Genomic DNA, 13,535 nt, shown 5'->3' with positions numbered 1-13,535 from the left:
ACTTCGATGCTACGTCGCGGCGCTCCCCGGCCCCACCTCCGGAGCGTGTTCACTCCCTCACGTTTCGCGCCCGGGCGACGACCACCGCGATGACGGCGAGGCAGACCAGCGCGCCGAGGCCGGCGGCCGCGGCCACGCCCCCGTAGAAGGTGATCGTGCGCCGGTCCCGGTGGACCACCCGGACCGGGGCGGGGTCGCCCTCCGCCGTCCCGCCCAGCGGGCGGGCGGGGTCCTGGGCGTCGCGGGCCGCCGCGGTGTGGGTGTGGCGGGAGATCCGGGCCGCCTCGGCGAGCGCGCGGCCGGCGTTGACGACGCCGAAGCCCGTGGCGGTGTCGTAGCCGCCCGCGGGCCTCCGGGTCGCCCCCGCGGTGAGCGCCTGCACGACCAGAGCAGGTGACATTTTCGGATATTTCGCTTTTATCAGGGCGGCGACCCCGGACACCAGCGCGGTCGCCTGCGAGGTGCCCCGGCCGACCCAGTACTCGTCGCCGGGGCCCGCGCCGAGGATGTCCACCCCGGGCGCGGCCAGCAGGACCGAGGGGTTGGCGTTGGAGAACGACGCCCGGCGCAGCCCCCCGTCGGTCGCGGCGACCGAGACCACCCCGGGGAAGGCCGCCGGGTAGGAGTAGGGGGCGTAGCCGCTGGCGTCGCGCTCGCCCGCGCCGTCGTTCCCGGCGGCCGCGACGAGCACCACCCCCTTGGAGATGGCGTGGCGGACCGCGGCGCGCTCCTCCCTGGTCGCCAGCTCCTTGGAGATCGACATGTTGATCACGTCGGCGCCGTGGTCCACGGCGTACCTGATGCCCCTGGCCACCACGTTCTCGTACCGCTCCGCGGTGTTGAACTCCTGGAACCCCGGCTCCTCGTCCTCCAGGATCACCCGCACCGAGAGCACCCGCGCCCGGGGGGCGATCCCGATCACCCCGTCGCGCCCGCCGGGCCCGTGCCCGTGGCCGGCGATGAGCGAGGCCATGTAGGTGCCGTGCAGCCGCAGGGGCTCCACGCCCGGCGGGTTGGCCCCCGCGGTGAAGTCCGCGCCCTCGGTCACCGCCCCCGCCAGGTCGCGGTGGCGCGCGTCCACCCCCGAGTCCAGCACCGCGACGGTCACCCCCTCGCCCTCGGAGATCCGCCACGCCTCGGGCAGCCCGAGGGTCCGCAGCACCGCCCGCTGGCTGTCGCGCACGTCGTCCCCGTGGGCGGCGGGCGCGGTACCCAGCGTGAATCCCAGCATGAGCACGGCCGCAAGCACCGCGGAGAACGCGCGGGCCGTACGACTCAGCACCGCCACTCCCGCGAGCCGCAGTCCGGCGAGGCCGGGGTGGACAGGGCCGCGAGGATCTGCGCGGCGATGTCGTCGGCGAAGGCGAACATGGTCGGCCGCTGCTCCCCGGCGGCTCTGGCCGGGCGCCCGTCGGTCCGGCCCACCGTGACCATCACCACGTACGGCCCGCTCCGGCGCGCCGAGAACGTCTGCCGCCCCGCCGGGGTGAAGCGGTCGGTGACCGTGCCGCGGAAGGCCAGCGCCCTCAGCCCCGGCGAGGGGCGCCCGCCGCGGGGCAGCGCCGCCCTGGCCGCGGCCGCGCTCCGGTCGTCCGGGAAGGCCGCGACGCCGACGGTGACGACGAGTCCCTGGAGCGCGTCGAGATAGGTGGCGCGCAGGACGGCCCTGCAGCCCGCCCGCCGCAGCGGGGCGCGCAACCGGGCGTCCACGGCCGGGTCGCAGCCGGTCTCCGGCGAGATGCCCACCCGGCGGGCCCGCTCCGCGCCGCCCTGCTCGGCGGAGTAGCGCACCGTCTCGGGGAAGATCCGGCCCGCGGGCCACGTCCGCCAGCGGCGGGCCACCTCCTCGGCGGACGCCCGGCGCAGCTCGGCCGCGCTCGGGCCTCGGGTGAGCTCGGCGCCCGCGGCACTCGCGGCGACGCCGGCCACGGCGGCGCACAGGAGGGTGAGCGCGGAGGCCGCCACCAGCACCGGCCACACCCGCCGGCGGCGGTCCGGCACGTCGTTCACGCCCCCGACCTTAATGCGGCGGGATGGATGCCACCCGCCGTTCCCTCCCTATCCGGGGAAGGAAAGTACTTGACGGAGTGGAAAGTAGAAAGTACTTTCCTTAGTGGAAAGCAGTTGAGAGGAGCCCCCATGAACACCACTCCCCAGAACGCGGACCTCTCCCCCGAGGAGGCCGCCCGCGCCCTGTCCGACATCCGCGCCACGCAGGCCCGGGCCGTGCGCTCCACCCCCTGGTTCCCCGCCTGGTTCGTCATCGGCATCGGCCTGTCCGTCACCTGCATCCTGGCCGCCTCCGACCCCCTCACCCCGGTGCCGATGAGGATCGCGGGCATCGTGCTGGCGACGGCCGGGATCACCGGATGCTCCGTCGCGGTCGGCCGCAGCGGCAGCATGCGCGCCCACAAGAGCGTCACCGACGCCGGGGGGCTCATCGGATACTTCGTCTGGGTCCTCTCGATCGTCGGCCTCACCATCCCGTTCGCCCTGTTCCTGGCCTGGCGGGACGTGCCGTACGCCGCGGCCTGCGCCGGTCTGGCGATGACCGCGGCCATGGGCCTCACCGGCCCGTTCCTCGCCCGCTGGATCTCCGGGCGCAACGCGAGCAAGATCGAGAGGGGCAAGTGATGGAGCTCGACCCGGTCATCCACGCGCCCGCGCGGCTGCAGATCGTCGCCCTGCTGGCCGCGGCGGAGGACGCCGAGTTCGGGTTCGTCCGCGACCAGGTCGGGGTGAGCGACTCGGTGCTCTCCAAGCACGCGAGCGCCCTGGAGGCCGCGGGATACGTCGAGATCCGCAAGGGGTACGTCGGCAAGCGGCCCCGGACCTGGCTCAAGCTCTCCGCCCGGGGGCGCGAGGCCTACCGGGCCCACGTGGCGGCCCTGCAGGCCATCGTCGCCGCCTCCGGGCTCAGCCTCACCCCGGACCAGCGCCCCACATGAACGGCGCCCCGCGGAGCAGGAGCTCCGCGGGGCGCCGGCCGTACGAGAGCGGCTAGTAGGTCGGCAGGCTCGGGTCGACCGTCTTGATCCAGCTCAGCACGCCGCCGCCGAGGTGGACCGCGTCGGAGAAGCCGGCGTTCTTGACGACCGCCAGGCACTCGGCGGACCGCACGCCGGACTTGCAGTGCAGCACGATCTTCTTGTCCTGCGGGAGCCGCTCCAGGGCGGAGCCGTTGAGGAACTCGCCCTTGGGGATGAGCACCGCGCCGGGGATGGAGACGATCTCGTACTCGTTCGGCTCCCGGACGTCGATCACGTAGATGTTCTCGCCCGCGTCCTGCCAGGACTTGAGCTCGGCCGCGGTGATCGTGGAGCCCGAGACGGCCTCCTGGGCCTCCTCGGAGACCGCGCCGCAGAACGCCTCGTAGTCCTCCAGCAGCTCGGTGACCGTGGGGTTCTTGCCGCAGAGCACGCACTCGGGGTCCTTGCGGACCTTGACCGAGCGGTAGGTCATCTCCAGGGCGTCGTAGATCATCAGCCGGCCGACCAGCGGCTCGCCGATGCCGGTGAGCAGCTTGATGGCCTCGTTGACCTGGATCGAGCCGATCGACGCGCACAGCACGCCGAGCACGCCGCCCTCGGCGCAGGAGGGGACCATGCCGGGCGGCGGAGGCTCGGGGTAGAGGCAGCGGTAGCAGGGGCCGTGCTCGGCCCAGAAGACGCTGGCCTGGCCGTCGAAGCGGTAGATCGAGCCCCAGACGTACGGCTTGCCGAGCAGGACGGCCGCGTCGTTCACCATGTAGCGGGTGGCGAAGTTGTCGGTGCCGTCGACGATGAGGTCGTACCGGGCGAAGATGTCCATGACGTTCTCGGTCGTCAGGACCTCGTTGTGGACGACCACGTCGATCAGGGGGTTGATCTCCCTGACCGAGGCCGCGGCGCTCTCGGCCTTGGGCCGCCCGACGTCGGACTGGCCGTGGATGACCTGGCGCTGCAGGTTGGACTCGTCGACGACGTCGAAGTCGATGACGCCCAGGGTGCCCACGCCCGCGGCCGCGAGGTACAGCAGGGCGGGGGAGCCCAGGCCGCCGGCGCCCACACAGAGCACCTTGGCGTTCTTCAGGCGCTTCTGCCCGGCCATGCCCACGTCGGGAATGATCAGGTGCCGCGAGTAACGGCGCACCTCGTCGACGGTCAGCTCGGCTGCCGGCTCTACCAGCGGTGGCAACGACACAGTTCTGCTCCCGTTTCAGGGGGTCTTGAGTGGTACGGCTAGCGCACCACTCACAACCTAGCCGGGGGCCCCGGTCATTCCCCAATCGTGACGGGCGTCGTCTCATATATCAGACGACGCGCCTCGCGGGCCACCCTCTCCGGCAGCTCCATCTGGGCCACGTGCCCGGCGTCGGGCAGCAGCACCAGCCGCACGTGCGGGAACGTCCGGCCGGCCCGGGCGGCCATGCGCGGGTTGACGAGCCGGTCGTGGCGGCCGTGGATCACCAGCGTGGGCGCCTGGATCCGGGCCGCCTGCCGCCAGAGGCTCTCCTCGCCGCGCCTGAAGTACTCGGCGACGAGGCCCCGCGCCGAGTTGAGCAGGGCGCTCCCGGCGTACGGCAGGCCGTCGCGGCGGCGCAGTTCCTCGGCCGCCTCCCGGAGCCGCTCCGGGTGCACCCGGCCGAGGTCGGCGTAGCACATGCCGAGGGTGGCGTTGAGCCTGCGCTCGGCGGGCAGGACGCGCAGCCGGTCGAACGCCCACTCGCCGAGGCCGGGCACCGCGGACAGGGCCACGCGCGCCGGGCCGTACCTCGGCAGCAGGTCGGGCAGGGCCGGGGAGACGAGGGTGAGCGAGCGGACCAGGTCGGGGCGGGCGGCGGCGAGCCGCACCGAGACCGCGCCGCCCAGGGAGTTGCCGAACAGGTGGACGGGGCGGTCGGCGACCCGCTCGATCAGTTTCGCGACGGTCCGGGCGTGGGCGCCGATGGAGTAGTCGCCGCCGGGCGGCTCCGGTGAGTACCCGGCACCGGGCAGGTCGACCGCGTGGCCGGTCACCGCGTCCGAGAGCTCGCCCATCAGGTCGGTCCAGTTGGTCGCCGAGCCCGCGAGCCCGTGCACGTAGACGGCCGTCTCGGCGGGCCCGCGCGGGGTCGAGCGCACGTGGACGCGCTGCCCTCCCAGGTCGACCAGCTCTCCCGGCCAGCATGGAATCGGCCTGTCCACCACGCGCCCTCCCGAGGTTCATGTCCTGTTCCGACGTTATTCCACAAGAACGACCCGGGAGAACCTAAGCGTTCGGCATATGGCCGAGCGTCGCCCCTCCTCGAGCGCCGGGCGGTGACATCCAGGACGGAAGCAGGGTCCTATGTCGAGAAGGGGTTACACCATGCGACTCAAGCGCTTCGCCGTCGCCCTCGCCGCCGCGGCCGTCGCCGCCGGAGGCACGGTGGTGACGGGCGCCGCCCTGGCGGCTCCGGCCGAGGCCGCGGGGCTGGGCTGCGTGTTCCTGGTCAGGCACAGCGCGCCGGTGAAGGCCAAGCCCTCCAGGAAGGGCAGGGCCGTGGACCGGCTCCGCAGAGGCGACCGGACCCTGGGGAGCTGCCAGGGGTACGGCGGCGGCGAGAAGTGGCACAAGATCGTGGGCACGCGGGACCTCGAGCGGGGCTACGTCCGGCAGAAGCATCTGAAGAGGCTCGGCACGACCCGGGAGTACGGCCTTTAGGACGGCCGCCGCCCTCCCTTCACCCTTCCCATGCCGCGGAGTCCGCCCGGACTCCGCGGCATGTCCCTTTTGTCCGGAAAAGGCGCAAGGACGCATCATGTAACTCTATGTATTTGGTATATGACGCTGAGTGCCCGTTTTTGTAGCATGAATCCGGACATCAAGGCCGTAGTCACCGCATCGAGAGAGAAGGAGTGACTAATGATCTTTAAGCGACTCGCTGGCGCCATGGTCGCAGCCGCCGTCGCCGGCGGCGGCATGGTCGTCTTCAGCGCCGCCACCGCGACCGCCGCAGAGGCTGCGACCTGCGCCTACCGCGTGCGCCACGTCCCCGCCGGCAGCGCCCTCGCCGTGCGCGACGCCCCGTTCGCGAGCGCCACCGTCATCGACGCCCTGAACCCCGGCCAGATCACCGTCGGCCGGTGCAAGCGGGAGCGGGCGAACTGGCGTTCCGTCACCGGCATCGGCGGCAACGAGGGCTTCTCGCACAAGCGCTACCTGAAGAAGCTCCTGCGGGTGTACTGACAGCCCCGACGGCCCAGGACGATCGATGGCACGGCCCTCACCACGCGGGTCCCGATGCGTCGCACTTGTTCGCACATCCACGGGCCTTGAGAAGAAGACGCGTCCGACGACTTTCGTCCATCCAATAGTCGCATATGTCCCGTTACATGGCTGCATAACCGATTATTCGGGCGACAAGTTGGTTCGAAATGACTGCAAGGAAGTGACCTAAATGAAGTTCCAGCGCCTCGCGAGCACTCTCGCGGCAGCGACCGTCGCCGGCGGCGGCCTGATCGCCCTCAGCGCCATCACCGCGACCCCGGCCAGCGCCGAGACCGCCTGCTTCTACAAGGTGCGCAACGTCTCCGCCGGCAGCGTCCTCAACGTGCACAGGAAGCCGGGCATCAGGCCCGTCGTCAAGAAGAGGTACAAGGTCATCGACGTCCTCTACCCGAACCAGACGACCGTCGGCCAGTGCAGGCGCGCCAAGGAGAACTGGCGGTGGGTGATCGGCAACTCGGGCCTGTGGGGCGGCGCCCACAAGTACTACCTGAACAAGGGCCGGAAGTTCCAGTTCACGCCCTGAACCGATGATCGGTTCACCACCAGGTGATCCCGTGCCGTGGCGCCCGCGAAGGCCCACGGCACGGGCATGTCCGCGCCGGGCCCGGGCCGCCCCGCGGACGCCGACCGCCCCGCGGACGCACGGCGCAGGCGCGCCCTCCCCCGGCTCCCCACGGCCTCAGGCGGACTCGCGGGCCTTGCGGGACCCGCGTTCGGGCTTCTTCCGCTCCCGCTTCGCCGCGTCCACACTGGCCCGCAGCACGTCCATCAGATCCGCCGGCGGGCCGCCCTCCGCGACCGGGGCCGCGGGCCGCACCATCTCACGGCCCGCCACCTTCGCCTCGATGACCTCCTGCAGCGCCTCCCGGTAGGCGTCTCGGTGCGCGGCCGGGTCGAAGTCCCCGCTCATGGACTCGACGAGCGAGGCGGCCATCCTCGACTCCTGCGCGCGGATCTCCACGCTCTCGTCCAGGAAGCCGAAGCCGGCCTCGCGCACCTCGTCGGGCCAGAGCATGGTCTCCAGCACGACCACCCCCTCCCGGACCCGCAGCGCCGCGAGCGACTCCCGCCGCCGCAGCGCCACCTTCGCGATCGCCACCCGCCCCGACCGCTCGAGCGCGTCGCGGAGCAGGACGTACGGCTTCACGCCCACGGGGTCCGGCTCCAGGTAGTAGGACCTGTTCAGCAGGATCGGGTCGATCTGGTCCGCGGGGCTGAACTGGAGCACCTCGATCCGGTGCGCCGTCGGCAGCGGCAGGTCCTCGAAGTCGTCCTCGCCGAGCACCACCATCTCCCCGGTGGGCAGCTCGTAGCCCTTGGCCACGTGGGCGAAGGGCACCTCCTCCCCGCAGACCTCGCAGACCCGGCGGAACCTCACCCGGCCGCCGTCCTCCCGGTGCACCTGGTGGAAGGCGACGTCGCGCTGCTCCGTCGCGGTGTACAACCTGATCGGGATCGTGACGAGCCCGAAGGACACCGCGCCCTTCCAGATGCTCCGCATGGCGCCTCCCTGCCTCGGTCTCTCCGGAGGTTTCTCCATCGATTTTCGCGCACATGTTCGGAAATATCGTCAAGTGGATGGAAACACTCACCGACGGGGCACATACCCGCCACGGGAAAACCGATGCCCCTGCCTTGTCAAACGGGTGGGCCGCCGAGACGTACGCTGGGTGGCGTCCATTGCTCGCGGAGGACGGAAGGACGGGCCGATGTCGGAGATGGATGTGAACGGCGACACCCTCGAGGAGATCGACGACACCGCGGCCGCGGGGACCGGGGGCGAGCGGGACGTCGAGACCCCCGAGGCCGACGCGGCCGAGCAGCACCGCGAGATGCGCGCCGGAGGCCCCGCCTGGCCCGACCGGATCCCGTTCGACGCCGACCCCGCGGACGCCACCGAGCAGAGCCGGGAGGTCGCCATCGACGAGGACGACTATCGCTGACCTGGTTACCCGCGCGTAGGATGGCCCGAGACGTAGAGTGCCCGCCGACCGGGCCGCGCGCAGCCAGCGGCGGCCGGGTGGGATGCCCCGGGCGCTCATAGGAGCATCCCGCAAGGAGACCGCCGTGACCGCTACCCCGGACGCCAAGCCCCGGGGCACCCGGCTGCCCCGGATGGCCCGCCGCCGCCAGCTGCTCAGTGCGGCGCAGGAGGTGTTCGTGGAGAACGGATACCACGCGGCCGCGATGGACGAGATCGCCGAGCGGGCCGGGGTCAGCAAGCCGGTCCTCTACCAGCACTTCCCCGGCAAGCAGGAGCTCTACCTCGCCCTGCTCGACCTGCACGTGGACGACATGATCACCCGCTGCCGGGACGCCCTCGCCTCCACCACGGACAACAAGCAGCGCGTCCAGGCCGCGATCGGCGCCTTCTTCGACTTCGTCTCCGGCCAGGGCGAGGCGTTCCGCCTCGTCTTCGAGTCCGACCTGCGCAACGTCGCCCAGGTCCGCCAGCGCATCGAGCGCAACCTCCGCGAGAGCGCGGAGATGATCAGCCACGTCATCCAGGAGGACACCGGCTGCTCCAGCGACGAGGCCCGCCTCCTCGGCGTCGGCCTGGTCGGCATGGCCGAGGTCAGCGCCCGCTACTGGATCAGCAGCACCGGCTCCATCCCGAAGGACGCCGCCACCCAGCTCATGGCCCGCCTGGCCTGGCGCGGCATCTCCGGCTTCCCCCGCACGAGCTGACGGCCGGCGGCTCGCGGCACGGCCCGGCGATCCGCCCGGGCCCGCGGTGTTCCTGTTCGCTTGACGCGATCAACCGGCGCGTCAGATCCCCGATGGGGTCACGATGGGACGGCAGCCCTCATCGAAAGGGGACACCGTGGAAGTCAAGATCGGCGTGCGGTCCGTGCACCGCGAGCTCGTAGTGGAGACCGACCTCTCGTCCGAGCAGGTGGAGGAGGAGCTCGGCAAGGCCCTCTCCGCCGACCGGGGGATCTTCTCCCTCACCGACGTCAAGGGCCGCAAGGTCCTCGTCCCGATCGCCTCGCTCGGTTTCATCGAGATCGGCGAGGAGGAGGCCCGCCCGGTCGGTTTCGGCGGCACCCTCTAGTCTTCGCCGCCCGGGCACTCGCCCCGTCCGCCGAGTCCGCAACCGCGCGGGCGGGGGGTCCGGCGGACCCCGTGGGCGGTGTCCCGTCCCGGCTCGGTGGCCGGGCAGCCCGCGCTCCCCCTTCGCAGCACTGCGCGCGAAGCCCAGCGATTCGGCCCACATCTCGTCAAGGAACTGCCGTAGCGGCGCGAGGCCCTCATGTCTCGCACCGTACAACCGTTGACCGCCTCCACGCCGCCCGATCAGCAGACCGGTTCTCCCGGACCGGGGCCGGGACCCCGGAGCGTCAGGGTCCGGGGGTCAGGCCCAGCGCCTCCATGCGCCTGCCGTGCGCCTCGGTCAGCCGGGTGAACATCCGGGCGATGTCCTCCTCCGCGCTCACCAGCAGTGCGGCCAGCTCCGGCCGCGCGGCGGCCACGTGCTGTCCCTGGCTCAGCGCCTCGCCGACCATCCGCCTGGCCCACAGCGCCAGCCGCCCGCTCAGCTTCGGGTCCTCCTTGATCGCCATGCTGACCCGCTCCACCGCGAACTGGGAGCGCCCCTCGTCGGCGAGGACCTCCTCGACCAGCCGCCGTGTCTCCTCGTCCACGCGGGCCGCGGCCTCGCGGTAGAAGTCGAGCGCGATACCGGTGCCGACGTACGCCTTGACCAGGACCTCCAGCCAGTCCCCCGGCGCGGTCTGCTCGTGCCAGCCGTCCAGCGGCCCGGCGAACGGGGCCATCGCCTCCTCCGGGTCCGCACCGAGCGAGGCGAGCCGGTCGCGGAGCAGGCGGAAGTGCGCGTACTCGGCCGCCGCGAGATCGCCGAGTGCGGCCCGGTCGGTGAGCGTCGGAGCGTGGCGTGCGGCGTCCTCCGCGAGGCGGAGGAACGCCGTCAGCTCGGCATACGCCAGGACGCCGAGAAGGTCGACGACGCCGGGAGAGGAATCACTCATGAGCGCAGCTTACGAGCGGCGGGGCCCGGCGTCTCCGCAGGGCCGGCGACCCGCCGCGCACGGGGCGGGCGGCAGAATGGCCAGGGGATTCAGCGGGAATGCCGAGAAATCGATTCCCCGTTGTGGTATCGGGTACACTCATCTGTGAAAGTGCGACCGCACTGTGTTAATCCGGGGGGACCCGCCCTCGGACGCCCCCAAAAGTCGGCGTGACGCCGCAGCGGTCGTTGATGACATGAGAGGGCTGGCCCTTCCGCGAGGACCCGGCACGGGGAGATCTTTTCGCCCGCGGTCCCGGCAGGACTGCCTTCAACGGAGACTTAGGCAGGCCCAAGCTGACGACCTTCCGAGACCTCGGAGTCACACCAGAGATCGCCGACGCCCTCGAGACCGAGGGCATCACCGCGCCGTTCCCCATCCAGGAGATGGCGCTCCCTCTGGCCCTCGGCGGCCAGGACATCATCGGCCAGGCGCGCACCGGCACCGGCAAGACCTACGCCTTCGGCGTGGCGATGCTCCAGCGTGTCGGCAAGCCCAGGAAGAACCGGAAGAAGCCGCGCGGGCTGGTCGTCGTGCCCACCCGCGAGCTGGCCCTCCAGGTCACCGAGGACCTGGTCACGGCCGCCGGCAAGCTCGGTTCCCGCATCCTCACCGTGTACGGCGGGCGTGCCTACGAGCCCCAGATCGAGGCGCTCCAGCAGGGCGTCGACGTCATCGTCGGCACCCCGGGCCGCCTGCTCGACCTGGTCAAGCAGAAGCACCTCGACCTGAGCCAGATCGCCATGCTCGTCCTGGACGAGGCCGACCGCATGCTCGACCTGGGCTTCCTGCCCGACATCGAGCGCATCATCAAGCTCGTCCCGGCCGAGCGGCAGACGATGCTGTTCTCCGCCACCCTGCCGGGCGAGATCGTCGCCCTGTCCCGCCGCTACCTCAACCGCCCCACCCACGTGCGGGCCGAGACCAACGACGCCGAGGCGGAGGCGACCCCGCAGACCACGCAGTTCGTCTGGCGCACGCACCGGATGGACAAGATCGAGATCCTGGGGCGCCTCCTGCAGTGCGAGGGCCGCGGTCTCACGATGGTCTTCTGCGAGACCAAGCGCGCCTGCGACATGGTCGTGGAGCAGCTCAAGGAGCGCGGGTTCGCGGCCGCGGCCGTCCACGGAGACCTTGGCCAGGGCCAGCGCGAGCAGGCCCTGCGGGCCTTCCGCAACGGCAAGATCGACGTGCTCGTCGCGACCGACGTCGCGGCGCGCGGCATCGACGTCGACGACGTCACCCACGTCGTCAACTACGACTGCCCGCAGGACGAGAAGGCCTACGTGCACCGGATCGGCCGCACCGGCCGTGCGGGCCGTACCGGCGTCGCGGTGACCTTCGTGGAGTGGGAGGACCTCACCCGCTGGAAGGTCATCAACAACGCGCTCTCGCTTTCCTTCGCCGACCCCGCCGAGACCTACTCGACCTCCCCGCACATCTACAGCGACCTGGGCATCCCCGAGGGCACCAGGGGTGTGCTGCCGCGGGCCAACCGGTCCCGCGCGGGCCTGGCCGCCGAAGAGGTCGAGGACCTCGGCGAGACCGGCCGCGTCCGCTCGCGCGGTTCCCGCCGCGGCCGTGACGAGGACCGCGAGGAGCGCCGCGAGCGGCCCGCCCGCGCCCCCCGCGAGCGCCGCCGCACCCGCGGCGGCCGGAGCGCGGAGGCCGTGCAGGAAGAGGCCGTGCAGGAAGAGGCCGTGCAGGAGGAGGCCGCGGTCACGCCGGCCCCTCTCGCGGAGGAGGCGGAGCGCCGTCCCGCCCAGGAGACCAGGAGCCGCCGCACCCGCGGCGGCCGTGTCACCGAGGAGACCCCGGCGCCGGTCGAGGCCGGGCGGATCCAGGACCCTGTCGTAGAAGTCGTCGAACTTCCTCCGGTGGAGGCGGACGTGGCACCGAGCAACGACGAGCCCGCGCCCCGGCGCGGCCGTACCCGCAGGACCGGGCTCAACCCCGAGGCCGGTCTCGGCGAGCCGGTGGCGGCCGGCAGCCCGGCCCGGGACGACGAGCCCGCGCCGGAGGCGCCCCGGCCCCAGCCGGAGAAGATCATTCCGGCCAGCCCGTTCACGGTCATCTTCCAGTCGCCGGACCTGGCGACGGACGACGACGAGATCGCCCCCTCGGCGGCCTCCGAGCGCATCCAGAACCGCCGCCGGCCCCAGCCCAGGGCCCAGCGGAGCCCGCGGCGCCCGAACTAGCCGTACCAGCGCGGAAGGGGCTCCGCCCGCAGGGGCGGGGCCCCTTCCGTCGTCCTCCTTCAGACACCGAGCCATCCCGGTCATAGAGGTATCGTGGTCTCACGTGAGTACGCCGCGATTTCTGACCCTGCCTCCTGGCGTCCGCCCGGCCTCGATCGACACGTCGGCGGGCTCCTTCGCCGCGCTGGAGGCGCTGCCCGTCAGCGGCGTCCCCGAGCGCTGGCCCGCCCTGCTGGTCCCCGGTCTCACCGGCAGCAAGGAGGACTTCATCGCGGTCCTGCAGACGCTCGCCCAGTCCGGCCGCCGGGTCATCGCGGTCGACATGCGCGGCCAGTTCGAGACGGGCGGCCCCGACGACCCCGAGGCCTACACCTGCGAGGCGCTCGGCAACGACGTCGACCTCCTCGCGCAGACGATCGGCGAGGGCGAGCCCGTCCACCTGGTCGGCCACTCCTTCGGCGGGCTGGTCACCCGGGAGGCGGTGATCGACGGCCGCACCAAGTTCGCGTCCTACACGCTGATGAGCTCGGGCCCCGCGGCGATCGTCGGCCCGCGCGAGCGCTTCGGCCGGGCCATGCTCACGGAGCTGCCCGAGCTCGGCATGGAGCACCTGTGGCACAACCGGATGGAGCCGGAGGCGCTGGCCGCCGGGGTGCCCGACGAGATCGTGGCGTTCCTGCGCAAGCGGCTGTTCTCCAACTCGCCCGTCGGCATGGCCGCCATGACCCGGCAGGTGCTCTCCGCCCCCGACCGGTGCGACGAGCTCACCCAGGTCGAGGTGGACACCCTGGTGCTGTACGGCGAGCACGACGACGGCTGGCCGCCCGCGATGCAGGCCGAGATGGCCCTGCGGCTGGACGCCGAGTGCGTGGTCGTCCCCGGCGCGGTCCACTCTCCCGCCGTGGAGGCCCCGGAGACCACGGCCGCCGCCCTCACCCGGTTCTGGAACGCCGCCGAGGCCCGGCTGCTGAGCTGAGGCCCGCCCCGGGCGGGCACCCCGCCCGCCCGTTCCCGGCCGGTCCCGCCGGCGCGCCGCCCACCTGCGCCGCAAGCACTCCGCCCACCCCTGTTGGACGAC

The 13,535-nt window shown here is 72.3% G+C and carries 16 protein-coding genes; 10 read left to right on the top strand and 6 right to left on the bottom strand.

The annotated features are described in order from the left end of the window. Positions 1 to 49: 49 nt before the first annotated feature. Entirely contained in the window at positions 50 to 1,282 is a 1,233-nt protein-coding gene (locus FHS22_RS10910) for a S8 family serine peptidase (protein ID WP_338047702.1), read from the bottom strand. Beyond that, a complete protein-coding gene (locus FHS22_RS10905; RefSeq protein ID WP_338047701.1) occupies positions 1,276 to 2,010 on the bottom strand; it encodes a hypothetical protein in 735 nt (244 codons plus the stop codon). The genes FHS22_RS10910 and FHS22_RS10905 overlap by 7 nt, the downstream gene beginning before the upstream one ends. A 129-nt stretch (positions 2,011 to 2,139) precedes the next feature. On the opposite strand from FHS22_RS10905, the gene FHS22_RS10900 reads away from it, so the two are divergent. Both FHS22_RS10900 and FHS22_RS10895 read left to right on the top strand, forming a co-directional pair. Then, a complete protein-coding gene (locus FHS22_RS10900; RefSeq protein ID WP_184940682.1) occupies positions 2,140 to 2,634 on the top strand; it encodes a hypothetical protein in 495 nt (164 codons plus the stop codon). Further along, entirely contained in the window at positions 2,634 to 2,948 is a 315-nt protein-coding gene (locus tag FHS22_RS10895) for a transcriptional regulator (RefSeq protein WP_184940680.1), read from the top strand. Before FHS22_RS10900 ends, FHS22_RS10895 begins: the two co-directional genes overlap by 1 nt. Before the next feature lie 52 nt (positions 2,949 to 3,000). On the opposite strand, the gene moeZ is transcribed toward FHS22_RS10895, so the two are convergent. Further along, positions 3,001 to 4,182: an adenylyltransferase/sulfurtransferase MoeZ gene (moeZ, locus tag FHS22_RS10890; RefSeq protein ID WP_184940678.1), complete on the bottom strand. Its 1,182-nt coding sequence runs from the start codon at positions 4,180 to 4,182 to the stop codon at positions 3,001 to 3,003. 74 nt (positions 4,183 to 4,256) lie between these two features. Then, positions 4,257 to 5,168, bottom strand: a complete 912-nt coding sequence (locus FHS22_RS10885) for an alpha/beta fold hydrolase (RefSeq protein ID WP_184940676.1) — start codon at positions 5,166 to 5,168, stop codon at positions 4,257 to 4,259. 160 nt (positions 5,169 to 5,328) lie between these two features. Between FHS22_RS10885 and FHS22_RS10880 the strand changes: the two genes are divergently transcribed. The 3 genes from FHS22_RS10880 to FHS22_RS10870 all read left to right on the top strand — a co-directional run bounded on the left by FHS22_RS10880 (position 5,329) and on the right by FHS22_RS10870 (position 6,754). Next, positions 5,329 to 5,664 (top strand): hypothetical protein, encoded by a 336-nt coding sequence (locus FHS22_RS10880; protein ID WP_184940675.1) that lies wholly within the window; start codon positions 5,329 to 5,331, stop codon positions 5,662 to 5,664. Between the two features lie 201 nt (positions 5,665 to 5,865). Further along, positions 5,866 to 6,189 carry a hypothetical protein gene (locus FHS22_RS10875; RefSeq protein ID WP_184940673.1) on the top strand — a complete coding sequence of 108 codons (324 nt, stop codon included), beginning with the start codon at positions 5,866 to 5,868 and terminating at the stop codon, positions 6,187 to 6,189. A gap of 211 nt (positions 6,190 to 6,400) precedes the next feature. Next, positions 6,401 to 6,754, top strand: coding sequence for a hypothetical protein (locus FHS22_RS10870; RefSeq protein WP_184940671.1), 354 nt, complete (start codon positions 6,401 to 6,403; stop codon positions 6,752 to 6,754). A gap of 156 nt (positions 6,755 to 6,910) precedes the next feature. Here the strand turns inward: FHS22_RS10870 and ku are convergent, their stop codons facing one another. Continuing rightward, positions 6,911 to 7,732 (bottom strand): non-homologous end joining protein Ku, encoded by an 822-nt coding sequence (ku, locus tag FHS22_RS10865; RefSeq protein ID WP_184940669.1) that lies wholly within the window; start codon positions 7,730 to 7,732, stop codon positions 6,911 to 6,913. Positions 7,733 to 7,940: 208 nt separating this feature from the next. Here ku and FHS22_RS10860 point away from each other — a divergent pair, with 208 nt between their 5' ends. From FHS22_RS10860 to FHS22_RS10850, 3 genes are all read left to right on the top strand, one after another. Next, positions 7,941 to 8,174, top strand: a complete 234-nt coding sequence (locus tag FHS22_RS10860) for a hypothetical protein (protein WP_184940668.1) — start codon at positions 7,941 to 7,943, stop codon at positions 8,172 to 8,174. Positions 8,175 to 8,298: 124 nt separating this feature from the next. Then, positions 8,299 to 8,919: a TetR/AcrR family transcriptional regulator gene (locus tag FHS22_RS10855; RefSeq protein WP_184940666.1), complete on the top strand. Its 621-nt coding sequence runs from the start codon at positions 8,299 to 8,301 to the stop codon at positions 8,917 to 8,919. 136 nt (positions 8,920 to 9,055) lie between these two features. Next, positions 9,056 to 9,286, top strand: coding sequence for a DUF3107 domain-containing protein (locus FHS22_RS10850; RefSeq protein ID WP_184940664.1), 231 nt, complete (start codon positions 9,056 to 9,058; stop codon positions 9,284 to 9,286). Positions 9,287 to 9,572: 286 nt separating this feature from the next. On the opposite strand, the gene FHS22_RS10845 is transcribed toward FHS22_RS10850, so the two are convergent. Beyond that, the gene (locus tag FHS22_RS10845; RefSeq protein WP_184940662.1) at positions 9,573 to 10,220 is read right to left on the bottom strand and encodes a ferritin-like fold-containing protein; all 648 of its coding nucleotides are present in this window, start codon (positions 10,218 to 10,220) and stop codon (positions 9,573 to 9,575) included. A gap of 425 nt (positions 10,221 to 10,645) precedes the next feature. Between FHS22_RS10845 and FHS22_RS10840 the strand changes: the two genes are divergently transcribed. After that, positions 10,646 to 12,457, top strand: coding sequence for a DEAD/DEAH box helicase (locus tag FHS22_RS10840; RefSeq protein WP_184940660.1), 1,812 nt, complete (start codon positions 10,646 to 10,648; stop codon positions 12,455 to 12,457). A gap of 103 nt (positions 12,458 to 12,560) precedes the next feature. Further along, positions 12,561 to 13,433 carry an alpha/beta fold hydrolase gene (locus FHS22_RS10835; protein ID WP_184940658.1) on the top strand — a complete coding sequence of 291 codons (873 nt, stop codon included), beginning with the start codon at positions 12,561 to 12,563 and terminating at the stop codon, positions 13,431 to 13,433. Positions 13,434 to 13,535: the final 102 nt, after the last annotated feature.

It is taken from the genome of Thiemannella venezuelensis, assembly GCF_014203605.1.
In the GTDB taxonomy this organism is placed as follows: Bacteria; Actinomycetota; Actinomycetes; order Streptosporangiales; family Streptosporangiaceae; genus Planomonospora_A; species Planomonospora_A venezuelensis.
Note: the sequence above shows the minus strand (reverse complement) of the source record. Positions and strands in the feature narration are given on the sequence as shown.

Excerpts from the sequence above, each read along its gene's own strand:
- FHS22_RS10840 (WP_184940660.1), top strand. The coding sequence starts at position 10,646 with ATGGCGCTCCCTCTGGCCCTCGGCGGCCAGGACATCATCGGCCAGGCG.
- FHS22_RS10875 (WP_184940673.1), top strand. The coding sequence starts at position 5,866 with ATGATCTTTAAGCGACTCGCTGGCGCCATGGTCGCAGCCGCCGTCGCC.
- FHS22_RS10895 (WP_184940680.1), top strand. The coding sequence starts at position 2,634 with ATGGAGCTCGACCCGGTCATCCACGCGCCCGCGCGGCTGCAGATCGTC.
- ku (WP_184940669.1), bottom strand. The coding sequence starts at position 7,732 with ATGCGGAGCATCTGGAAGGGCGCGGTGTCCTTCGGGCTCGTCACGATC.
- FHS22_RS10900 (WP_184940682.1), top strand. The coding sequence starts at position 2,140 with ATGAACACCACTCCCCAGAACGCGGACCTCTCCCCCGAGGAGGCCGCC.
- FHS22_RS10860 (WP_184940668.1), top strand. The coding sequence starts at position 7,941 with ATGTCGGAGATGGATGTGAACGGCGACACCCTCGAGGAGATCGACGAC.
- FHS22_RS10880 (WP_184940675.1), top strand. The coding sequence starts at position 5,329 with ATGCGACTCAAGCGCTTCGCCGTCGCCCTCGCCGCCGCGGCCGTCGCC.
- FHS22_RS10870 (WP_184940671.1), top strand. The coding sequence starts at position 6,401 with ATGAAGTTCCAGCGCCTCGCGAGCACTCTCGCGGCAGCGACCGTCGCC.
- FHS22_RS10845 (WP_184940662.1), bottom strand. The coding sequence starts at position 10,220 with ATGAGTGATTCCTCTCCCGGCGTCGTCGACCTTCTCGGCGTCCTGGCG.